The 22,047-nt window shown below is 45.0% G+C and carries 17 protein-coding genes and 1 pseudogene; all 18 read right to left on the reverse strand.

Annotated elements, in window-relative coordinates; genetic code table 11:
- Positions 1 to 6: 6 nt before the first annotated feature.
- A complete protein-coding gene (locus tag AC6I7V_RS06460) occupies positions 7 to 1,194 on the reverse strand; it encodes a glycosyltransferase family 2 protein (protein WP_255230786.1) in 1,188 nt (395 codons plus the stop codon).
- Complete coding sequence (locus tag AC6I7V_RS06465) at positions 1,191 to 2,291, reverse strand: glycosyltransferase (RefSeq protein ID WP_498011581.1); 1,101 nt, start codon at positions 2,289 to 2,291, stop codon at positions 1,191 to 1,193. The genes AC6I7V_RS06460 and AC6I7V_RS06465 overlap by 4 nt, the downstream gene beginning before the upstream one ends.
- 315 nt (positions 2,292 to 2,606) lie before the next feature.
- Positions 2,607 to 4,031: a GumC family protein gene (locus tag AC6I7V_RS06470; protein ID WP_498011582.1), complete on the reverse strand. Its 1,425-nt coding sequence runs from the start codon at positions 4,029 to 4,031 to the stop codon at positions 2,607 to 2,609.
- Positions 4,028 to 5,146 (reverse strand): glycosyltransferase, encoded by a 1,119-nt coding sequence (locus AC6I7V_RS06475; protein WP_498011583.1) that lies wholly within the window; start codon positions 5,144 to 5,146, stop codon positions 4,028 to 4,030. Before AC6I7V_RS06475 ends, AC6I7V_RS06470 begins: the two co-directional genes overlap by 4 nt.
- The gene (locus tag AC6I7V_RS06480; protein ID WP_498011584.1) at positions 5,139 to 5,912 is read right to left on the reverse strand and encodes an acyltransferase; all 774 of its coding nucleotides are present in this window, start codon (positions 5,910 to 5,912) and stop codon (positions 5,139 to 5,141) included. The genes AC6I7V_RS06475 and AC6I7V_RS06480 overlap by 8 nt, the downstream gene beginning before the upstream one ends.
- 78 nt (positions 5,913 to 5,990) lie before the next feature.
- Entirely contained in the window at positions 5,991 to 7,379 is a 1,389-nt protein-coding gene (locus tag AC6I7V_RS06485; protein WP_498011585.1) for an O-antigen ligase family protein, read from the reverse strand.
- 723 nt (positions 7,380 to 8,102) lie between these two features.
- Positions 8,103 to 8,867: pseudogene (locus AC6I7V_RS06490) on the reverse strand (lipopolysaccharide biosynthesis protein); the annotation flags it as partial.
- A complete protein-coding gene (locus AC6I7V_RS06495; RefSeq protein ID WP_498011586.1) occupies positions 8,860 to 10,089 on the reverse strand; it encodes a glycosyltransferase family 4 protein in 1,230 nt (409 codons plus the stop codon). The gene AC6I7V_RS06495 and the pseudogene AC6I7V_RS06490, both read right to left, overlap by 8 nt.
- Before the next feature lie 23 nt (positions 10,090 to 10,112).
- Positions 10,113 to 11,285: a glycosyltransferase family 4 protein gene (locus AC6I7V_RS06500; protein WP_498011587.1), complete on the reverse strand. Its 1,173-nt coding sequence runs from the start codon at positions 11,283 to 11,285 to the stop codon at positions 10,113 to 10,115.
- A 257-nt stretch (positions 11,286 to 11,542) separates the two neighbouring features.
- Positions 11,543 to 12,625, reverse strand: a complete 1,083-nt coding sequence (locus AC6I7V_RS06505) for a glycosyltransferase family 4 protein (protein ID WP_498011588.1) — start codon at positions 12,623 to 12,625, stop codon at positions 11,543 to 11,545.
- On the reverse strand, positions 12,606 to 14,093 hold the full coding sequence (locus AC6I7V_RS06510) for a sigma-54-dependent transcriptional regulator (RefSeq protein ID WP_498011589.1): 1,488 nt from the start codon (positions 14,091 to 14,093) through the stop codon (positions 12,606 to 12,608). Before AC6I7V_RS06510 ends, AC6I7V_RS06505 begins: the two co-directional genes overlap by 20 nt.
- Before the next feature lie 97 nt (positions 14,094 to 14,190).
- Complete coding sequence (locus AC6I7V_RS06515) at positions 14,191 to 14,580, reverse strand: Hpt domain-containing protein (RefSeq protein ID WP_498011590.1); 390 nt, start codon at positions 14,578 to 14,580, stop codon at positions 14,191 to 14,193.
- Between the two features lie 221 nt (positions 14,581 to 14,801).
- On the reverse strand, positions 14,802 to 16,028 hold the full coding sequence (locus AC6I7V_RS06520) for a quaternary amine ABC transporter ATP-binding protein (RefSeq protein WP_498011591.1): 1,227 nt from the start codon (positions 16,026 to 16,028) through the stop codon (positions 14,802 to 14,804).
- The gene (locus tag AC6I7V_RS06525) at positions 16,021 to 16,920 is read right to left on the reverse strand and encodes an ABC transporter permease (protein WP_255230773.1); all 900 of its coding nucleotides are present in this window, start codon (positions 16,918 to 16,920) and stop codon (positions 16,021 to 16,023) included. Before AC6I7V_RS06525 ends, AC6I7V_RS06520 begins: the two co-directional genes overlap by 8 nt.
- Before the next feature lie 121 nt (positions 16,921 to 17,041).
- Positions 17,042 to 18,031, reverse strand: a complete 990-nt coding sequence (locus AC6I7V_RS06530) for an ABC transporter substrate-binding protein (RefSeq protein WP_498011592.1) — start codon at positions 18,029 to 18,031, stop codon at positions 17,042 to 17,044.
- A 388-nt stretch (positions 18,032 to 18,419) separates the two neighbouring features.
- The gene (locus AC6I7V_RS06535; protein WP_255231826.1) at positions 18,420 to 19,109 is read right to left on the reverse strand and encodes a P-loop NTPase family protein; all 690 of its coding nucleotides are present in this window, start codon (positions 19,107 to 19,109) and stop codon (positions 18,420 to 18,422) included.
- A complete protein-coding gene (locus tag AC6I7V_RS06540) occupies positions 19,109 to 21,208 on the reverse strand; it encodes an SLBB domain-containing protein (RefSeq protein ID WP_255230771.1) in 2,100 nt (699 codons plus the stop codon). The genes AC6I7V_RS06535 and AC6I7V_RS06540 overlap by 1 nt, the downstream gene beginning before the upstream one ends.
- Positions 21,205 to 22,038 (reverse strand): OmpA family protein, encoded by an 834-nt coding sequence (locus tag AC6I7V_RS06545; protein ID WP_498011593.1) that lies wholly within the window; start codon positions 22,036 to 22,038, stop codon positions 21,205 to 21,207. The genes AC6I7V_RS06540 and AC6I7V_RS06545 overlap by 4 nt, the downstream gene beginning before the upstream one ends.
- Between the last annotated feature and the right edge of the window lie 9 nt (positions 22,039 to 22,047).

Consider the following 22,047-nt stretch of genomic DNA (forward strand, 5'->3'; position numbering starts at 1 on the left):
TGATCCTTAACGATTGACTCGTGTCCAAGGGGTATTCTCTAATCCAATTAGGTAACGGATGCCGCCTACAAAGTTGGCGTAGTGTCCCACCACAAGATAAGAAATTAACGAAATAGGTTTGATGCTTAGTTTTTTTGGTAATAAATACCCAACGATGCCAAGCGTATAAACGGCGATTTGTGCCCAGAATAAAAAGTTAAATAGAAAGTAATCACGTAGGAAGAATGAGCACACTAAGCTAACAATCATTAGGTACGGGGTGAGTAGTCTTAACCCTTTACCGGAGAAGAAAGCAAATGCTATCCCTTTGAATTTTGGGCTGAATAAACTAAACAGCTCAATGGCTTGCTGCATGTTCCCCGCCGAGATTCGTAACCTTCTTTTGAAATCAGCTTTGGTATTTGTCTCTTCTAATTCCAGAGCCACCATGCGTGTTTCGTACTCAGCAGTGTAACCCTGTTTGACGATTTGCATTGGTAGAATGAAATCGTCGTTAATTGTGTTGCTAGGCAGTGGTGTGAACAGGGTTGTTCTAAATAGATAGAAGGCACCGTGTGAACCTAAACTTGAGCCGAATGATGCTTCACACTCTTTAACGGCTGTTTGGTATTTCCAATAAACATCTTCACCCTGATTACCTGTTGGGCAAAGTTGATAAGTCGCGTTGACCACACCTACTTCTGGCTTCTTAAAATGTTCTCCCGCGATCAATAACGCATCTAATGAAATTAATGCCGATACATCACTCAGGGCCGTAATATCCGAGTCTATATTCGCGATTTCTTGATTAACGGTCGCTACTTTGCCTCGGTTGACTTGGTGATCATGAATCTCGAAATAGATGTCACTGCAGATCGCTTCTTGAATTGCCATCTGCGCTTTCACAACGGTTTTGTCTGTACAACCATCGCAGGCAATCACGACTTTCAGTTTGTCCTTTGGGTAGTCGAGAGATGCGAGGTTGCGAATCTTGTCCGCAATCCAAGCTTCCTCGTTATAAGCTGGAACCAAGATAGTCACGGTTGGCAGCGTACAGTCCTGTGCTTCTACTTTGTAAGCTCTTTGGTTTTCATGTACAGGTTGCTTAGGGTGACGCTTCGCATACCAACGAAGCAGAATTGGATAGCCTGCATGGTGATATACGATGAGCGTTCCAGCCAGTAGGCAAAGGGTAGCAAGTACCATATCGATCATACGTAACGCTCCTCTGACAGCTTGTTGTACGACTCAACCATGTCGCTGATGTTGAAGTTCTCAAGTACATAACGACGTGGATTAGAAAAGTTTTCTAAAATGTGGTTTTGTGATGTCTTGAATAACGAATAAGCTAAATGAGGAACGTTGTCCGGTTTTACTAAGTGCCCGGTCACAGGGCAAAGTGTCTCTTTTACCGCGCCTACATCCATCGCAACTGTCGGAATGTTACAAGCTTGAGCTTCTAGGGAAGAGAGTGGCAAGCCCTCTGAGCGTGATGGAAGACAAAATACATCTAACGAGTTGTAGAATGAGACCATGTCTTCGACCAAACCGAGGAACATCACGCGGTCTGCAACATTCAGTTTTTTAGCTAACTGTTCAAGGGCTTCTCTTTGTGAGCCGTCACCTGCGATCGCGACTTTAATACGTTTTGGAATCAGAGGGAGAGCTTGAATGAGTTGGTCTTGTCCTTTCACCTTTTCTAATCGCCCTGCGCAACCAACGATGAAGTCATTGGCGCTGAGGTTAAATAGACGACGCGAAGCTATTTTTGAAGTTGGGCGGAATTTTTCGCAATCAATTCCGTTGCGTATTGTTGTGATGTTTTTGTAGGAAAATGCTGAGCACAGCTGGTTATAAACTTTCGCTGCATCTGCGACTAGCATAGGTTTCGCAAATTGAAGAGCGATTGCTTGTAAACGTCTTCTCTTGGCATTTTTAAGATGCCAAGCATCGTGCTCTGTGTGGATTCGATAAGGAACACTACAAAGGCGAGCAGCATAGCCCGCGTAAAGAAGAGGCCCGATATGGTGGGTGTGAACGACATCGGGTTTGATGTTGCTAAATGCCTTAATCAGAGAAAGCAGAACGTTGAATTGCACACCTGGCTGTTTATCTAGAAACACAATTTGTGAGCGGTACTGTTCGAGCTTTGGCCAGTTGTTGATTGAAGAGTCACATTGGCCTTCTAAACTGACGATCAAAACTTGATCTTTTGGGTCTGCAAGGCGAAGCAGATCAAGTGTTAATGTTTCCAGCCCACCAGGAGCGAGGTGCTGAACGACATGAATTATTTTCTTTCCTTGTGCTTTCATGTGGTACTCCGCTTTCATTATTGTTAGTAAGTGGGTAAGTAAGGGATGTGATATTTCTTACTATTCTCAGCTTTTAATTTTCTACCGTTATAAACATAGCAGGTCGCGTGCCAATAAAATAATTCAATAAATACAACTGCTTAAGTGTTAATGGCTGATTTTTGACTCTTATTCTCAATTTGAAAATCAAAACGCTTGTCAAGAAACGGCTTTGTGAGAAACCGCTTGTTGAAAATGAAATAGCGGAAAATTGAATGGAGAAAGAAACCAAAAACCACCAGTTGAAGCTGGTGGTTTAATTACTCAAAAAGGTAGCTAGTTCATTTTGGGGATGACGGTAATCACAGGGATACCCAACACTTGTTCAACCTGAGCACTTCCTTTCACTGATGAGTCAAACAGTTCGAATAGAATTGCTAAGCCTATCCCAAAACCAACCCCTGCGATCAAGCCAGCAATGGCAAAGATGAATGAAGGCATGTTGGATGGGATGCTCGGCGTGTAGGGCAGATCTATAATTTTGACTCGTTTGTTTTGTTCAAAGACACCCAAAGAGCCGGTAAGCTGGGCCATTTCGTAACGCTCAACTAACTCATCGTAAAGCTGACGCTTGATTTGAACGTCACGCTGAAATCGGTACATCTCTTTGGCGCTTTGCCCAAAGTTGTTTGCTTTGTTCTCCAACTCAAAGATCATCGTTTTCAAGCTTTTAGTTTCTTCTTTTAACGATTCAAAACGCGCACGAACCAGTTGCAAGCTGTGTAATTGTGTTACCAACAGAGGCTGTAGTTCTGAGACGTCGTTAAAGGTGTTACTACTGGCAATGTCCCAAAGCTGGTCGCTGTTCATGTTAGGTTGCTTCATTTCAAGCAAGGTTTTGCGTTCACTCTCTAGTCTGTCTAACTCACGCAGTTTTGCTTGTACGGCGCTATGTTTGTTGGTGTACTTAGCTTGGAGTAAGGTGAGCTCGCTGCGGATATCAATGATCTGGTCCTCGATTTTGCCGATCACTGGATTGGTACGTGAAAGCTGTTGATCCATTGAACCTAAGCTTTTCTTAACACCAGCCATTTCCGCCTCTTTCTCAGACAGGCTCTGTTTGAGCGCCGCTAATCGGTTGAGACTTTGGCTCTGAATCTCTGGGGTCGATTCGATGTTGTTGTTGCGATAAAGCGCTAACGCTTGTTCCGCTTGGTCGAGTGCTTCACGACGTTTTTCAATATGAATAGCAAGAAAGTTACTTGAGTCCTCAATTGAAGAGCGCTCTGGAGCAAGTAATTGAGCGATAAAGTGCTCACTGACGGATTTCAAAGTCTCTTCCATTCTGTCAGGCGTGTGGCTAGTTAGACTTATTTTGAGAAAGTCTTTACCTAATTGAGTGACCATCAACCGTTGTGACAGGTCGTTAATGACCTCCTCTTGCTCAATATTCGACATACTTGAGTCTATTAGCTTGAGTTCTTCTGCTACTGAGTAGAGAACATGGCGACTGTGCAGCAGTGTTTTTAGAGCATTGATACGGTCTTTAAGCATGGTTGATACTGCGATGTCCTCAAGAAACGGATTCATTTTAGCGGTTTCTTGAATCAGCATACTGGTGTGCGAGTCGTATTTTTTAGGCGTCAGATTTGCGACCAATAAACCCACAATCGGTAGTATCAGCATCGGAATGACAATCACATAGCGTTGTCGCCATGCGCCATAAAGTATCTGTAGTAATCGGGTTTTTAGATTATTCATAACGACTCCAAAATAGAGTGAACAATCTCACCGCGAGTTTCCCAACTCTCTTTTTCTACGATCGTTGGAGAAACAGAGCACGATTGGCGAGCGTGAGTTAAGGCTTGCGATGCCTGTTCAGCGTTATTCACGGTAGTCACATACTCTTGATAAGGCTTGAGTGCAGGAAAAGGGGTAGTCACAATCGGTGTTCCAGCTGCGAGATACTCCATGAGTTTTAAAGGGCTGCAAGCTCTTATCTGTTCATTGTCGACAAATGGTAACCAACTCACATCCCAGTGTTGTGAATAACTCGGCAACTGATGATGTGCTCTTGGACCAAGATAGAGCACGTTATTGAGTGTTGGTAGAGCGAGCTGATCTAGTTCGTTAGGGCCAATGAAAACGAAGTCCCAATCCGGGCGTGCTAACGCTGTTTTTTCGATCAAATCGTAGTCGAGCCATTGAGATAAACTGCCGTAAAAACCTGCGATTGGACGATGATGGCTCGGTAAATCTGTTGCGCGTTTCGCTGGGTTAGAAAAGAGCGCAAAATCTACCCCATGTGGTAATAAGTGGGCTTTTTCAGAAGGGAATTTATCCATTAGCTTCTGACTAGCTGCAAAAATCACGTCAGCTTTTTCTATTAGAGCCTGTTCGTGTCGAGCGACGCAGCTGTGATCAACGCCGGCGAGTGCCGAGAAGTCATCGCCGCAGTAATAGACCACATGGGTTTCTCCCAAGTGACCACACAAGTCAGCAGCAGTTGGTAACGAAGTCCAAAGTACTGGGTTTTTCATTCCCAACTTCTTAATAAGAGGCTTTAGCTGAGCTAACATCAGCTCCTTAGCAAGCTTTCTAGCGACTAAAGAACGTGGTGCTGGTACGGTTTTAAGATTAACCACGGTAATGTTGTCGAATGCTTGCTCGGCTAACATGTTTTGAGTTTGTGCGTTACTTCTTCCTACTAGTTTGTTCAATGCACGAGTGATGTCTTTTAGGTTTAACTTTGGTTGTCTTAAACCTATCGAATTTACCCATAGCACTTTATGTTGCTTCGCTAAATGACGGATTAAGTGCTGCGTCGATGACGGTAATCCACCAAAGTCTTCCCCGAAAACAATCAAATCACGCATGACGGCCTCCTTTGTGTTCTTCAATATCGAACACAGCTGGCTCGCTTGGAATACTGCCAACGATGCGTGCTGGGTTGCCCGCAACAATTGAAAGTGGCGGAACAGATTTTGTCACGACACTTCCCGCAGCAACCACACTGCCTTCGCCGATGGTTACTCCACCTTTTACAGTGACATTGGTGCCCAGCCAAACGTCTCGTTCAAGAATGATATCGCCAATCTGTTCCGGATCGTCGCCTTCACCGAGAGCACGACGTCGTGCATCAAGAGGGTGACCAGAATAACCAAAGAGGAATGCGCCACTTGCAATACGTACATTGTCAGAAAGAACAACGCGGCGTCCAACCGCAATTGTCGATTGCCAACCGACATCAACGTTATCGCCAATTTCTAAGCAAGGTTGGCTACCATCAGCAGTCGGTTGGCTACAACCTGAAAATGTCGTGTGGCCTGAAATACGACACTCGTTACCCACGTTAATAGTGAGAGGGCCACTAACAAACGGTAAACCACCATAAAGGTATAGATGTTTACCACAGCGATTTAGACGACCTTTAAAAGCGGGTGTCCAATAGAAGAAGCGAATAATGCCTGAAATGACACCCGAGATACTGCGGTGAACATGGTATAGGCATTTACTGGCAAATTTAGGTACTGGAAGTTCGGCATTTCGTATGTCTTTCAAAATGAAAAACAGATTACGAATATGAGAATTAGGATGAAACTTCAACCAAGTCTTAAATTGATGAACTGATACTGACGTCATTTTGAAATCTCCATTTTTTGTTTTAATGGAGTACTTTCATTATATGTGCCATATAAATAGTTATTAATTTTCAGTTACTTAAGGATTGTGCTTGTTTGGCTTCTCATTTTGACATTCAGTTTGGGATATATGAGAAACACAAACCGTCAATGCAGAAAGGATATAAATAGGCCAGTTGAAGCCTTGAGTTAGGAAGGTACCAGACACAATTGTCCCGATAAGCCCGGCATAAACGGCGAACGCCGAAGAGTAGAGGATTGGGTTGACTGAATTACCAGTGGCTTTGATTTGTTTTAGGGTTTTGCGTGCGGTGATGAGCAAAGAGCCAATCAAGATGATAAATACGGTTAAGCCAAGGAAGCCAGTTTCGGCGAGTACCCCAAACCAAGTACTGTGTACAGCATGGTTGAGACCATCCCAGTGTGGGCTGTAGAAAAAGTAGTTCGAGTAAAAGTTATTTAACCCGACCCCTGTTAGTGGATTATCGAGCGCCATTTTAAACGCTGCTTCCCAAGCGTACAGGCGCCCCATAGCCGACGCATCGATACCGGCTTCTGCAGCACCGCCGGACGCTCTATCGGATATGCCGGCAGCGAAATAGAGTCCAACCGCTGCAATAGCGCCTAAGCTAATTAAAGTGACCTTCGAGCGAATGATGCTCAGAGCGAAGATTCCTAGAACAGCAATAGAGCCTAGAAGGCCGCCACGGCTTTGTGTTGCGATAACTGCATAAAGAAGGATGATACATGCAGCTGCTCCGATGAAGCGGTGCATTGTGGGTATGCCTTTCGTTGTCGCTTGGCTGATCGCAAAGGCCATAGGGAACATGAGTACAAGAGCGAGATCGTTTGGGTCACCGAGCATTGAGCCAATGTCTCGGCCAATGGTGACACGAGTACCTTCAACAAGACCAATTCCATTGATGGAGTTAGAGATGGCGATGATGCCAATTAAACAGCCCGAGAAGATAATGATAGTCGACGTTTTAGCGAGTTTATCCATGCTGTTTACCAGCCAAACAATCGCGAGTGTCATCACCATAATCTTCCAGTAAATCCCTTTAAATTCTTGGATAGCAACCCCTCGGTTCGAGGCAAATACCAGACCAATTGTGACAAGTAACCAAAACAGTGCTAACCACGATAGTGAGCGGTGCCAATAGGTCTTAAGTTCCTTGCTAATAAGCGTGTGCCACATCAAAGCCGACAAAGCTCCAAGTGAAAGAAACAGAGGCAGTTTAAATGCATAAAGTTGGGGGATCGCTTCATGGATGCGGAAAAATGAGAATACGACGAACAAAATGACCAGCCAATAGGTTTTGTTGATAACAAATAGGGCACCTAATGGGATGAAAGCTAAGCAAATTGCAACAATTGGATGTGGGACGATGTACCAAACGCCGCCCATCAATAGGCACAGCACGGATACTGTGACAATTGAAGGTAACTTGTGGGTAGCGTTAGTCATAATGAAAATCCTATTTGCTGAAATAATGATCTAGCAAGGCTTGTGCCCAGCTAAGATTCCTAATTTGCCAATAAGCTTCTGTCCCAACACTTGAACGTTGTGCCTTACTGCTTCAATTCGATAAGCGGGCAGACAACAGATCACTGGAGCAATGACTGCCATCGCTAGGCAGAACCAGACATTTTGTATAGAGAGAGCTAACAACAGACACAGTACTAGCACGTTAAACTCAAAGAGGAACAGTCCGAGCGAATAAGGTAGATGAGTCAGCCTTTGACTGTAGATAAACACAATGACAGCTTTAAATGCTTGAGCGATACACAAAGCGCCAATTATCCCCCAGACACCAAAGCCACTTAGTAACCACATCATGCTAAGACCAATGAGAGTGGCGCTTACCGAAATCCATAGCTGTAATCTGGTGGCTTTGCGATGAAGAATGCCGATATTGAGCAGTTCCGCGACCTCCTTGAACCAAGAAAACAGCAACGTTCCCAATACAAGTTGAGCCGACAATAGATAGGTTTCTGGCAGTGCTAGCAAGATGAAAGCTTTGGCTGCGAATGCGACGCCTACAGTGAGTAGAGTGATGTAGATAACTCCAAGCTGGGTAACCTCAACGGTTTTACGGCGACCTTGATTCGCTAGCGTATTGAAACGTTTTGGCATCCACCACATTCCAAAAGGCTGAACCAAGATACACATGGCAAACGAGAATTTAATCGCAATCGCATATTGTCCAAGGGTATCTAGGTTGGTGGAGTAGGCGACGAAGAATCTTTCTGCACCGTTTAAACCAAAACCGATTAAGCCAGTTAGCATCAGTGGCCAGCCGTAACGAAGATACTCTCGAAATGCTGAGATGTTGGTAAATGTGAGTTTAAAGCGATTAATAATAAGCAGTGCAGTGATTTGGAAAAGGTAGGTGACCACGCCGCACATTAAAATTTTCTCAACACTCGGGCTAGAAAATAGCACACCAAGAATTAAGCTGATTTGTAGTAGTGTTGAAGCGACACTGATTGCTAGAAACGTAAATGCTTTGTCCTGCATTCTCAGCCACGCGGTAGATAAACCGATAACGCCTTCAAGAGAAGCACAAACTAAAATGAGATTGAGCTCAGTGCGGCTTGCAAAGGCAAATTGGTCGCCAAGGCCAATATTGATATAGCCAAAAAGAACAGCAGCCAGAATCAGAGAAACGACACAGGTGAGGGAGAAGATTTCACTCGCTTTCAAAAAACGTTTTTTAAAATCACTCTCTTCTCCAACAAAACGGTAAAGTGCCTCATGCAGAGCAAATGTCACGACGATACCCGTTACCGCACCGATAGAGGCTAACAGGTCTAACCGACCAATTTGAGAAGGGGCAAGATAGTTGGCGATAATCGGCAACATAATTAGAGCCGCGCCTTTGCTTACGACCAATCCGATGCCGTAGGTCAGCATGTTTATTAGCGGTGATGGCTGACGTAAAGAGTTAATCATGAGAAGTCTCCAACGAAGCCATTGCTGGTTTAGTCGCAGCTTGTCCGCGCATAGCAATACAGATCGAAGCGTAACAATGCTCCGCTCGATACTGTTTCGCTTTATCAAAACTTGCCTGTGATAAACGTTGACGAAGCTGAGGGTCGCCAATCAACGTTTGGACAGCTTCATACAATGATTGTGGATCTTGTGGAGCGAACTTTAGGCAATTGACATTATCTTCAAGGACTCGATCCCAATAAGCGCCATCGCTTGGAATAACGACGCACAGCCCAGCGGCTAGGCTCTCCAAAACAGACAAGCCAAACGGCTCGTTGATACTGGTAGACACAAAAATACCTGAATTTGCGCGGATTTGGTCAAGATTGTTAGGCGCATGGAACAGCTTAGTGTACGTACTTTCTGTCGGTAAACTGCTCACACCTAAATGTGTATTTTGCGGTGTGATATAACAGATGTTGGTATTCCATGGCGTTGTTTGATGAGCAATGTTCAATGCTTCATTGAGTGTCTCTAATCCTTTCCATTTAAGTAGAGAAGCTGCCCAAAAAACGTCATTTGATGTTCCTGTGCTTTGAGTTGGCCAATTCGCTAGGGTCAAACCATTAGTAAAAGATTCAAAACTCGCGCTCTCAAGAACAGCACGCGTCATGATCTCAGCTTGTTCAGAGTCACGAGCCTTAGAAAAGTAGCAGCTTATCGCAGCGCGTATTGAATCGATGCTTGAAGATAAATAAAAGACCGAATCAGCGCGAGTAAAGCAATGACCGATAGAACGCGAAAGTCCAACAGGACCATGAACCAGTTGTATGATTGGCATTCTCCAAACCCATTTAACGATGTAGAGCGCCATATCGATCCCTGGGTTTGAAGCACCTACGGTATAACTGATACTTGGTAGGCGGAGCAATGTGATCATCAGAGTTAAGGCCAATACTAACTGAGCAACCCAGTAGCGAAGCCCTTGAGGTACCGTAAGAAAACCCCAGTTAGGTAGAGTAATAATTCTCGCGTTAAGCTTGCTTACTGCGGTTCTCCAAGAGTCAGGATCAGCGGTAACAATTGTAAAACTGACATTGTCCTCAGCTTGCTTTTCGATTGACTCGTGAGTGGTCATCAACATTTCGAGGGTTGCTATTTTAGATCCGCCAGCAAAAGGAATTGGGTCGTAAATCAAGCCATGTGTTGATTTGTTGTTGGCATTTCGGGTCTTGGTATTCATCGTATGTCTCCAACCTGTTGATGTTAATGAAATGCCCAGCGGACAAGTGGCTTTAGACCATTGAGTAAGCAAGATGAATCGTTCTGGCGTATCACTTTGTGGTATAGGTTTTCAAATTGGCGAGTGTTGGCTTCGATCGTGAGTTTTGAGTGTACTAAGTGATGCAGTTGAGTTGCTAGGTCCTCTCCTAGCGCCCCATCAGACATTAAGCGAGTCATCTGGTGGCACATCTCATCAATAGGATTGCTCGGGTCGAATAAAAGACCAGTTCGATTGTGGTGGATAAACTCTGGTATACCACCAATGCGAGGGGCGATAACAGGTAGTCCTGCCAACCCCGCTTCCGCTAAAACCAAACCAAAGGCTTCATATCGCGCACCGCTAATGAACGCGTCGACGTCGCTGCAAAGCCAATCTGCAACGTCTTGTCTTTCGCCAACAAAATGGACCTTACAGCCTAGGTCTAAATCGTTCACGAGCGCGACTAGGTTGTCTCTGTCTTCACCATCACCAATCACAATAAGATGTGCATCTTTGTCGCTCTGAATTCGATTCAATGATTGGATAATCAAATCGACGCCCTTTCTAACAATCAGAGAGCCAACAGTAATAAATACAAAGCTTGACTGTGGGATGTTGAGTTCCGCTCGCACGTCTCTATTTGTAGTTCGATGTTGGACAACGCCATTGTGAATGACACAAAGTTGCTCTTGTGGGTATCCGTCATCAAGAAGACCCTTGCTAATATCATGGCTCACACAGGCGATGTTTGGAGAAAGGTGTAAACCCAAAGTAAAGCGATCTCGAAGTTGATAGTCACTGTGAAGTTGGGTTACCACAGGGACGCCGCACAATTTGGCTGCGATACACATCCATTGACAAGGAGCGCCACTATTGATGTGAACAATGTCGATATCATGCTGTTTGATAAGAGAGACAGCTTGCTTTACTTGCACGCCCCATTGATACAGATCGAACCTTGGCGCGCTCCAGCCGAGTAGCAGTTTAAAGGAGGTATAAACGGTAGGGACTGACTGCTTTTTAAAGTGTTTTGTTAACGGCTTGCAATTGCTCCAAACAATTGGTCGAAACTTCTCTTTATTCAAACTCGAAATCAAATTGATCAAACACGCCTCGCTGCCACGAATCCAGTTATCACCGTAATGTACAAAGAGTATGTTCTTGTAATTATTCATCGCTAAGCCTCACTCTCTACCAATTCAAATACGTTGCCCCTAGATGGGATAAATTGTTTGTATAGAGTGAACATAGCAAGCGGAATGCCAGTATGGTTATTGTTTTAAGTGGCTGATTTTTAAGGGTTTATTTCTGAGGTTGTCAAGCGAATGTCAATTTGAGAATCAGATTGATGAGTGATTTATGGATAAGAGAGTCATGTTCTATTTTGAGAAACTATGTTGTTGAGTCGAGAATGGTAGTTTCTTTTTGACAATCAGAGTCCGTAGCACTCAAGTAATTGCGGGATCACAGCTTGCGGTGAGTACGTCTTGTTAATGGTGTCTATTGCTTGTTGGCTGAGCGCTGTTTTTTCATTTTGAGAGAGTGATAGCCAACGATTTACGCATGCTTCGAGATCTTCTGGAACATGTGCTAAATAGCCATTCTCACTGTGATTTATGAGTTGAGGTAAGTTACCGACAGCGGTCGCAATCACTGGAATGCCGAGAGACATTGCTTCTAATGCTGCCATTGGCAAACCTTCATATCGTGATGGGATAATCAGTATGTCGATACTTCTCCATACTTTATCCATATTTTGCTGGTGACCGTGAAAGATACAGTTATCAGCTTTGCGTGATTCCAACTGTTCGCGCTCAGGCCCATCTCCAAACAGATGGAATTGGTGGTCAGGAAAGTGAATAGCTAAATCTAAGAATCGGTCGGCTGCTTTTTCGTGACTCAAGCGACCCACGAAACCAAATCGGTATGAGCTAGAGGTAAAATCAGAAGAAGGTTGGCGCTCTGGCATACTCACAAAGTTGTTGAGCATTGTCGTTGCGCTTGGGATCTTTTCTTTGATCTTATTGCTGACGACCAATGAATGGCTAGATAGGAAGCTCGTGTAGCGATCGAGAGCATCATAGAGCCAGACGCGACCCTTTGGCGTTTCCCCTGCGTGATAGGTAGATACTTGGTAAAGAGAAAGGCGAGGGTAGATTAGCTTTGTTACTTTGCCAATGATACTGGATTTGTAACCATGACAATGTAGGAGCCTTGGTTGGTAAGTTTCGATGGCATGACTAAGCTGAATCACTGATGAACCTTGAGTCGTTGCTAAATCTTGTAAAAAGGAGAAATGCAGACCCGTTTGCTCAAGGCGTTCAATAATGGGAGGGGCTGGAAAATAGCGAGTGAGTAGGATGATGCGCGCCTTTTGTTGATGCGCTTTCAACCCTTTGGCAAGCTCCAAAACGTGAGTTTCAATACCTCCGAAGGTTTGGCTGTCGAGTAACAGCCAAATCTCATTTGGTTCAATCTCAAATTTTTGAATGTGCTTAGGCTTGGTTGTACTCATCTTCAGCTTCCCATGCCTGCTTCTTACGATACACGGTAGAAGGGCTAAGCTCTAACAGCACTGCGGCATTCAACACATTACCATCACAGTGGTTGATCGCATTTTGAATCGCTTCTCGCTCAATCTTCCACATTGGGCGAATACTGCCATCACCATTGGTAAGAGCGGGGCCGTTGCTCTCAGGTGTAGCCTCAATTTGATCTGGAATCAATGGGGCAGGCTTGGAGACTGTTTCTACTACTGCTTCTTGAACAGGTTCGGCGCGCTTAGTAGGCGTTACGACTTTGCTCCGGCCACCCGCACCATTAATCGGAGCGGGTATCATCTCTTTGGTCACATTGGTTTCGTTATTAAGGACCACAATGTTTCGAATAATGTTCTGAAGTTGGCGAACATTACCTGGCCAAGGGTAGTTCTTTAATAAAACCTGAGCTTCTTTATCTATCGATTTGAATTTCTTGCCGTCTTGTTTAGCGTAGATTTTCAGAAAGTGCTTACATAGTGTGACAATGTCACTACCACGCTCTCGCAAAGGCGGCATTTCAATGGGCACAACGTGAACACGGTAGTAGAGATCTTCTCTAAAGCGACCTTCTTCAACCTCTAACAACGGGTCACGGTTAGTCGCACAGATGATTCGTACATCTACTTTAACTTCACGAGTTGCCCCCAGTGGGGTAAATGTGCCTGTTTGTAAGAATCGCAGCAATTTCTTCTGCATCTCGAGCTCCATCTCACAGAGCTCGTCGAGAAATAGAGTGCCGCCGTGCGCTTGCATCGCAGCGCCTTTTCTATCCGTCGTTGCACCCGTAAATGCGCCTTTAACGTGGCCGAAAATTTCACTTTCCATCAAATCACGAGGAATGGCACCACAGTTGATCGCAACGAACGGCTTGTCGCGGCGCTGGCTCTCTTTATGGATGGCTTCAGCACACACCTCTTTACCCGTACCGCTCTCACCATTAATGAACACACTGGCAGTGGTTGGTGCTACCGAGTCGATGGTTTTGTATACGGCTTGCATCGGTAGACATGAGCCAATGAAGCCTTGGAAGGATTCGCGGTCGAACTTACTTTTGATGTTCTCAACTAGATTCTCTAGCTTGGCGCGTTTAAGGTGCAGCTGAACTGAGGTTTTTAGGCGTTCAGCTTGAATCGGTTTTTCGAGAAAGTCTTCTGCACCACGCTGAATAAGGCTAACTGCAATGTCGACTGAGCCATGAGCGGTAGCAATAATTACAGCCGTCGGAACTTCATTTTCTGTTATCCAATCTAATACTTCTTCGCCCGACATGTCAGGTAACTTCAGGTCGAGGATAACCAGTTGCGGCGTGTGGCGCTCAATGAAGGTTTTGGCTTCTGCTCCCGTTTCGACGTGAAAAATGTCGTAGGGTTCATCTTTTACATACTGTTTGTATAAAACAGCTAATGAAGTGGAGTCTTCAACTAACAATACTTTAGGGCGCATTGTGTTATTCCTTTTGAATCTTGTCCTAACCAAACGTCAATCTTTGCGTTCTGTGCTTTATGTCGTTATCGGTATTCTAATCCAGACATTGGTGTTTTTAGTCGAAGCCAAGCTCTTTGCGGGTGATAAGCGCTTCTATCGAATCGTCCGCCAAAGCAAGAAGCTCATCGACACGTGTGAATGCAAGCTCTGTCTGTTTCTCTAAGCATTGACGTTCAATGTCGCGAGCTAGTGTTGATAAAGCTCGGTTTCCCAAAGCGAGTGATGTGCTGCCTAGTGTGTGAACTTCAAACTCGAGAACCTCACCATCTTGGGATTGAGCGGCCTGTTTAATAGCTTCAATGCGCGTTTTAGACTCTTCCACATAGTGGTCGATCAGAATAGGGATGACCTCTGCGCTGGTATCTACAATCATCTGTTGTAGAACCGATTCATCAACAAGGTCTTCGGCATAAGTGTTGGTCACTGTCATCGTACGTAGATCCATCCATGAAAGTTCGTAAAACGTGATTGTTACGAAGGGTAACATCTGTAACGCAATTAGATATTTAAGTATTAGACATTTTTTAGAATAATTTCAACCGCTTGAATATGGAAGATTGCAAAAATGCCAAGCGAGGTGGGTTCTAAGAGGGAATGGACAACAATAGTGTAGCAAAAAAGCGCCCACGCAAGTTCAAGAAGCGAACAGTGGGCGCCAGTTAGCGTCTAAGACGCCTTATCAATCTCGGACTTTGGGACGGTTTCGGTTTCTCCCGGTTCTGCAAAGATGTCCGCTACGGCACTTCGTTCTAACTCACCTTTTAAGTTGCCTTCTTCATCAACGACAGGCAACGAGTATTCGCATGACATGGTATCTTGCAGAACCTCTTCTATGACAGCATCAGGATTGACCGAAGGTACTTCTTCGTAAATATCCTCATTGAAGTCATTCACCGTATCAGATTCGACGGCGTCTTGAAGGCTCTCTTTAGTCACCAAACCTTGATACCCGTCATCTGTGACATGATAGGCATAGTCGTGTTTCAACATCTTCATTTGAGCAAGCGCACCTTCAATTGTTTCTGAAGTGATCCGATATAGAGGTGGCTGCATCACCGTTTCTACCGTCAGTGCACGTGCGCGATTCACATCTTTAACGAAGGCTTCCACGTAATCGTCTGCCGGGTGCAAAAGAATTTCATGGGGTGTTCCTTGTTGAACCAATTCACCATCTTTTAAGATTGCGATTCGGTCACCAAGTCGCAGTGCTTCGTCAAGGTCATGGGTGATGAAAATAATGGTTTTGTGTAGCTTCTCTTGCAGCTCAATCAGTTGGTCTTGCATTTCACTACGAATTAATGGGTCGAGCGCTGAGAATGCCTCATCCATCAACAGGATCTCAGCATCGGTACAGAGAGCGCGCGACAAGCCAACACGCTGTTGTTGGCCGCCAGACAACTGTGCTGGGTATTGGTGCTCATAACCTTTAAGACCAACCGTATCTAGCCATTCAGACGCTTTGGCTAAACGCTTTTCTTTTTTTATGCCCTGAACCTCAAGCCCGTAAGCCACATTCTCAACCACAGTTCGATGAGGCATTAAACCAAAACGCTGGAATACCATTGACATCTTGTGGCGACGAAACTCTTCCAGCTCTCTGGTGTTGAGACTCATAACATCGATCCCTTCAACGGTAATCTTACCCTCGGTCGGCTCTATCAGGCGGTTGAAGTGTCGGATTAATGTTGACTTCCCAGAGCCAGAAAGTCCCATTATTACGAATATTTCGCCACGATTGATCTCTAGATTTATCTCTTTGAGACCTACGGTGTGCCCCGTATCTGCGAGAATTTGGTCTTTGTTTTGACCATTATGAATACGCTCAATCACAGACTTAGGCTTAGGGCCGAAGACTTTATACAACCCGCTAATTTCAATCAGAGGTTTAGTCATGCTTAAACCCTCCTAAATGTGCGTTGGTTCTTTTTGCGTAGGCTTGCGATGCTCGGTCAAATAGGATTGCTAATGCCACAATAGCGAAACCATTGAGAAGACCTAACGTGAAATATTGGTTAGTTATAGATTTCAACACCGGCTGGCCTAATCCTTTTACACCAATCATTGATGCGATGACCACCATAGACAAAGCCATCATGATGGTCTGGTTTATGCCTGCCATGATGGTTGGCATCGCTAGGGGTAACTGAACACCCCAAAGGCGTTGTTTTTTATTCGCTCCAAAAGCGGTTGCTGCTTCGAGCACTTCTTTGTCTACAAGACGAATGCCGAGGTTAGTCAAGCGAATGACTGGTGGGATAGCGTAGATAACAACAGCGATAAGCCCTGGGATCTTACCGATGCCAAGTAGCATTACGACTGGAATTAAATAAACAAATGCAGGCATGGTTTGCATGACGTCGAGTAGTGGAGTCACGATAGATTGAACTCGATTGGAACGTGCCATCGCAATCCCAATCGGTATGCCTAAACATATTGAAACCAAGGTACACACAGTAATGATACTAAGAGTGCGCATGGTGTCTTCCCACATACCAAAGTAACCGATGAGCAGCAGTGAAACTACACAACCAAGCCCCAACTTCCACGAGCGACTAGCACCGTAAACTAGGGCACTACACACCACCAGAACAATAAGCCACGGAGTAGATATGAGGAGTTTTTCAAACCAGACGAGAAACGAAAGTAAAGGGTCAAAGAAAGATTCGATCATTTCGCCGTATTCACGAGAAAAATCTCGGTAGGCTCCGTCTAGCGTTTTCTTAATTGCTCGTAAGTCTGAGCGTTCCATTTCAGGAAAACTGGAGAACCAGCTATTGTCAGCCATTTTATATCCTTATATTCCGAAGCGGTTGGTAAGCACAACCGCTTCGAATGCTGAATAACATCAATGATAGCGACGTTATAATGTATGATTTAATCCGAGATAAGTCATAAACCAATGAGGTTTACAGCTCGGCCTCTACTTTTTTCGCAACGTCTTGAGATACCCAAGGGTGCCAAATATCAGGATACTCACTTAGGAAATGCAACATAGCTTCTTCACCGTCGGCCTGATTGTCTTCCATCCAAGCTAATAGCGCGTTCATTTTGTCGTTAGTAAAACCACGTTTAGTGAAGTAGTCATAGGCGTCTGGCGCGCGACTCGCAAAGCTTTCTGTCGTGATGGTATGTACTGGAGAGGGCGGGTACATGGTCGCTTTGGGAGCTTCACACCCCTCTTGAGTCGTACAGTTCACGAACTCGTCTTTATCAACACCACTGCCAAAGTCCACTTTAACCATGTCGTATTTACCTAGTACAGCCGTCGGTGCCCAGTAATACCCAAACCACGCTTCTTCACGCTCATAGGCTTTGGCGATAGCCCCAGAGAGACCCGCACTAGAGCCGGGATCGACAATGCTAAAGCCACTCTCTTCAAGTGCTAATGCATTGAAAAGATTACCTGCACTGATTTGGCAGTTCCAACCAGCGGGGCAGCTGTAAAATGCGGATGTATCTGGATCTTCCGGATGTTTGAATAGTTTGGCGTGTTTACGAACACCTTCGATAGTCGCGATTTCAGGATATTGGCTCACAAGGTATTTCGGTACCCAAAAGCCTTCTTCACCGCCGTTTACGAGCGCTTTACCCGCGTAACGCAGTCGTTTTTCTTCGACGCCCTTATCGAGCGCAGCTTTCAAACTGTTACTCCAGAGCTCTGGGGCTACGTCTGGCTGGCCTTTCTCAATCATTGAGGTGCCCGTGGGCATGGTGTCGCCGGGAATGAGTTCTGCGTCGCAACCATACCCGTGTTCTAGGATAAACCTATCGATATTGGCGATGAGGGTTGCTGAGTTCCAGTTCATATCTGCGATTGTTACGCTGCCACATTCAGCAGCGTTGGCGTTACTGGCGGTGGCAACTAAAAAAAACATGGCGCTTAACTTGTATTTCATATTGAGGTTCCTTTCTCATTAAAGTTCACAACTTCTACAACAAGAACACTGAAGATCATGTTTTGCGGTTGAGCTGTTCTAAGTGGTGTTGATGTGACGAGTCATATCCTTTGGTCGTCTCATGGGCTGGTCCCTTTCGATTTACCAAGGAACAGATTAGTAAGAGTGGTACCCAGTATTTATGACGAATCCACAAAAATTGACCACTTTTTAAAAGTTTAGGGAATATCTGGATAAATTCCATTTTTGATATAAATTGATTGCGCATTGCTAATCTAAGTCACACTACTGAGGATTAAAGTGGTGTTTTTGTTGGTTTTTTTGTCTAAGTGCAGTGATTTTCTGCGAAATTAGTCGAATTAAAATGAAATCACTGCACTAGTTGTGGCTAAATCGGCAAGTTTAAGAACTCATTTTGAGAAAGCTTATTGCTGATTGATGTGCGCAATTTAGAAGGGATAAATTTCATTCTGTTTAACTGTCGCACTAACTCTTGAGTGAAACTTGGCGAGTGTTTCATGTTCATGATTGCACCAGACAATTGGATACCATCTGTCGATAACAGCTGTTTGGCTTGTTCAAGCTGACTGGTCGTGGTCTCGCCATAAGCGATGACTAATAAGGTCGAGTCGCACGCATTTGCAACGGACTGTGCGGGGATATTACCTTTGTTTATTTGCAGCAATGGGGAGGTATCTATCACTACGCGATCATATTGGGTTAACCACTGGTCGACCGTGTTTTTGAGCATCGTTGGATCTTTAAACGCCAACTGAGCGGATGCTTCTTTAGGAGCAGGCACGCCCACAAACAGTCTTTGAGACGCTTTATGCTCGATCAGTTGAACTTGTTGTTCAAGATTGACCAGCTCTAAATCATGGAACGCCGGATTGAACAAATTCAGGTCGACATACAGAGTGGAGTGTCCTGCTAGCATGCAACGTTCTGCAAATGCAGACGCAATTGAAGTGACGCCGTCACCGCTTTGGCAGGCAGTAATGCATATTGAACGGTAGCCATTGAGCTCAGATGTTAAGTAGAGCTTCTCGACTTCGGCTTGAGTGGCGGAAATAGTCATCATAATGCTCCAATTAATACGATAGTGGTGGTTAGGCGAAGAATGTCATCTAAGGTGACACGTGCTTTTTCCATAAAGCTTTCACTACGGTCTGGAATGTAAATCGTATCACCGGCACGTAGGACGGGTAGGTGATAGATATTCGCGGTCTTGCTGAACTTAATCAGGTCGAATGTACGTGCTTGTCCCTGACAACAAGACATGTTGACGACAGTAATCTTCTCTAAGTAAGCGTTCTCAGTTGGCCCTGCGGCTTCAGCTAATAAGTCAAGGATGGTCATATTGTCATTGAACACATAGCGACCCGGTTTGTTGACTGCACCAAGCACTCGTACCGTTGACTCTTTTGATGTATCCAGCCAGTTTTTGTCTTTTTCTGGGATGTAAATCGTATCGCCAGTAGTTACTCGAGGTAGGATAGATTCATCACCAGTTTCAAAGTAAAGCGATAGGTTCAGTTTACTTACTTTCGCATAAGGCTTGTCTCTGTGTGTCACGCGGATATTGTGAATGTCAGCGTCTTTTGTTGGGCCATCTGCTGCAGACAAGATATCTAAGAAGTGCATATCTTTAGTGAAGCGGTAACGCCCCGGCGCATTTACCTGCCCAAATACGTAGATTGATGCATCCGAGCTTTGACGAACCCATTGTGATTTGTTGTCTGATGGGTCTTGCGGCAAATCGTGGATACGTACAATAGCACCAGCACGAATGAAAGGCAGGTCTTCACGTGGCGCGCCGTTTTTGATGTAAGCATCTAAATCGAAAACCGTAAGCTTGCGTCCGTTTACGACTTCAATTTTGGTGGTATCTGCACGAAGAGTTGGACCGCCAACGTGGGCAAGAAGATCCATAAGATCCATTTCGTCGGACCACTCGATGCGTCCTGGACGAACCACTTCACCAATTACATTGACAGCGCGGTCGGGTGAGATCTTGAGCCAAGATTTCTCATTCATATCGGTTTTTTCAGGGACAAAGATAGCATCACCCGGCTGGATTGCTGGTGGCTTCACGCCGCGCAAGCCTTCAGTGTAAGCGGTTAAGTCGAATTTAAGAACCTGACCACTGGCTTTGATCACTCTTATCTGGCGTGATTCTGCAAATCGAGTCGGGCCACCAGCATTGGCCAAAATGTCCATAAAGGTTGCACCTTTTTTGCCATCGTAAGCGCCCGGTTCAGCGACTTCACCCATCACGTACACCGTGTTCGCACCCGATTTTATCTCTACTTCTTGTTTTGGAACGAAGATTGTTGACCCCGGACGTAGCACTGGAAGCAGTGAATCATCACCTGTATCTAAATAACGTTTTAAATTGAAAAGCGTCGGTGTGTTATTCGAGATAACACGAATCTGTTCGACACCTGCGTAACGCGTTACACCTCCTGATCGCATGATCACATCAACAAGGTCGGTATTTTCTTTGTAGGCAAAAGAGCCTGGCGCGTTAACTTCACCGAATACTTTGATTGCATTACGAGAATCTGCACTGTCACCCGAGTTAGCAAGTTTGGCTGCGTCAAACTCTTGCTCGATATTACCGACCAATGGAGATGCGGGTACGAAGATTGAGTCAAGGGATTGCAGTTCAGGTAGCTGAGAGTCATCACCAGTATCGAGAAAACGTTTGTAGTTAAACTCTTTTCTATCAGCGCCGCGTTTAAGAATCAGTTTATCTAATTGCGCGCCTGCTCTTAAGCCTCCAGCAGCATAAAGTGCCATTTGAACGCTTGAACCCAGTGAGAGTGTGTATTCTCCAGGCTGTTCAACATAGCCTTGAACCGAAATTAGAATCTGCTGCTCTTTGATAAATACGGTAGCCGTCGATAAATCGCGATAAGTCGTGCTCAACGCATCGATAACCACTTTCTGTAATTGTTCGCTGTCGTAACCGGCAACAAACACTGCACCCACCTCAGGTAGAGTAATACGGCCTCGTTTGTCGACTTGAAAACCACGATTTAAGGTCTCCTCGCCGGGCACGTTAACCTGGATGAGGTCACCAACCTGAACAGCATCACTGAATTCGTCTTCTGCATATGCAGGTACAATAGCAAGAGCTAAAAAACACATTAGAGCGATGATTAGGGTTTTCATAGTGAACCTCCCATCATTTCTGCGTTGTCAGGAGAGACAATCTCAATACTCACTCGGCGATTAGTCAAACGAGTCCCAGCAGATTCGCCTTCGAAAAGAGGCACGGTTTCACCTACAGATACTGTTTTGATACGAGTTGGGCTTAAACCAAAAATAGTGAGGTAACGTTCCACTTGTTTTGCGCGGCCAAGGGCTAATTTGTCATTGTACTCTTCAGTACCCGTAGCATCAGCATGACCGGTAACGATCAAATCTAGCGTCGGGTGGTCCTTTAAAATGGTACTCGCTTCAGCTAAGTGCCCCATGTACTTCGGGTTTACTTCGGTAGAGTTATGGGCAAATTGGTTGTCGACATTGAGTAGGTCGTAAAGTTGTTCAATGATCGAAAGTTGTAGTCTAAATTGGGATTCATTCTTAGGCGGCTCACAACGGGCTTGAGATGTGACATAGTCTAAGCGGTTCTCTAGGTCGTTAAGACGTTTACGCTGAATCACGAGGTCATTAGCGGCATCGAGAAGAAGTCCGCCTTGAAGCTCACGTGCGATACGATTTTGTTTCTCTATTGCTTGAACAACAGCTGCGGGAAAACACCAACGGGCGCCTTCTTGAATAAGCGAGTCCAAGTGAAGTTTTGCTAGCTGCCAGTCAAATCTTAACCCATGTTCAGGGCCGAGAGGCTCATCAGGCATTACAGGTGAAAAATCAGAATTCTGATAATTAATTGAATCATAGCTTTCTGCCAAGCCGCCTGTGCCATGTTCTGGATAGCTACTGCAACCCACAACAAGGGCAGACAGGGGAAGGGCTATGTAATGAGTCCATTTATTCATGCCAACGTC

Source organism: Vibrio sp. KUL70 (genome assembly GCF_059725515.1).

What these genes read in the sequence shown, in the direction of transcription:
- AC6I7V_RS06535 (WP_255231826.1), bottom strand. Translation starts at nt 19,109, where the DNA reads ATGACTATTTCCGCCACTCAAGCCGAAGTCGAGAAGCTCTACTTAACA.
- AC6I7V_RS06525 (WP_255230773.1), bottom strand. Translation starts at nt 16,920, where the DNA reads ATGGCTGACAATAGCTGGTTCTCCAGTTTTCCTGAAATGGAACGCTCA.
- AC6I7V_RS06545 (WP_498011593.1), bottom strand. Translation starts at nt 22,038, where the DNA reads ATGAATAAATGGACTCATTACATAGCCCTTCCCCTGTCTGCCCTTGTT.
- AC6I7V_RS06540 (WP_255230771.1), bottom strand. Translation starts at nt 21,208, where the DNA reads ATGAAAACCCTAATCATCGCTCTAATGTGTTTTTTAGCTCTTGCTATT.
- AC6I7V_RS06485 (WP_498011585.1), bottom strand. Translation starts at nt 7,379, where the DNA reads ATGACTAACGCTACCCACAAGTTACCTTCAATTGTCACAGTATCCGTG.
- AC6I7V_RS06460 (WP_255230786.1), bottom strand. Translation starts at nt 1,194, where the DNA reads ATGATCGATATGGTACTTGCTACCCTTTGCCTACTGGCTGGAACGCTC.
- AC6I7V_RS06470 (WP_498011582.1), bottom strand. Translation starts at nt 4,031, where the DNA reads ATGAATAATCTAAAAACCCGATTACTACAGATACTTTATGGCGCATGG.
- AC6I7V_RS06500 (WP_498011587.1), bottom strand. Translation starts at nt 11,285, where the DNA reads ATGAATAATTACAAGAACATACTCTTTGTACATTACGGTGATAACTGG.
- AC6I7V_RS06505 (WP_498011588.1), bottom strand. Translation starts at nt 12,625, where the DNA reads ATGAGTACAACCAAGCCTAAGCACATTCAAAAATTTGAGATTGAACCA.
- AC6I7V_RS06530 (WP_498011592.1), bottom strand. Translation starts at nt 18,031, where the DNA reads ATGAAATACAAGTTAAGCGCCATGTTTTTTTTAGTTGCCACCGCCAGT.
- AC6I7V_RS06495 (WP_498011586.1), bottom strand. Translation starts at nt 10,089, where the DNA reads ATGAATACCAAGACCCGAAATGCCAACAACAAATCAACACATGGCTTG.
- AC6I7V_RS06465 (WP_498011581.1), bottom strand. Translation starts at nt 2,291, where the DNA reads ATGAAAGCACAAGGAAAGAAAATAATTCATGTCGTTCAGCACCTCGCT.
- AC6I7V_RS06515 (WP_498011590.1), bottom strand. Translation starts at nt 14,580, where the DNA reads ATGGATCTACGTACGATGACAGTGACCAACACTTATGCCGAAGACCTT.
- AC6I7V_RS06520 (WP_498011591.1), bottom strand. Translation starts at nt 16,028, where the DNA reads ATGACTAAACCTCTGATTGAAATTAGCGGGTTGTATAAAGTCTTCGGC.
- AC6I7V_RS06480 (WP_498011584.1), bottom strand. Translation starts at nt 5,912, where the DNA reads ATGACGTCAGTATCAGTTCATCAATTTAAGACTTGGTTGAAGTTTCAT.
- AC6I7V_RS06510 (WP_498011589.1), bottom strand. Translation starts at nt 14,093, where the DNA reads ATGCGCCCTAAAGTATTGTTAGTTGAAGACTCCACTTCATTAGCTGTT.
- AC6I7V_RS06475 (WP_498011583.1), bottom strand. Translation starts at nt 5,146, where the DNA reads ATGCGTGATTTGATTGTTTTCGGGGAAGACTTTGGTGGATTACCGTCA.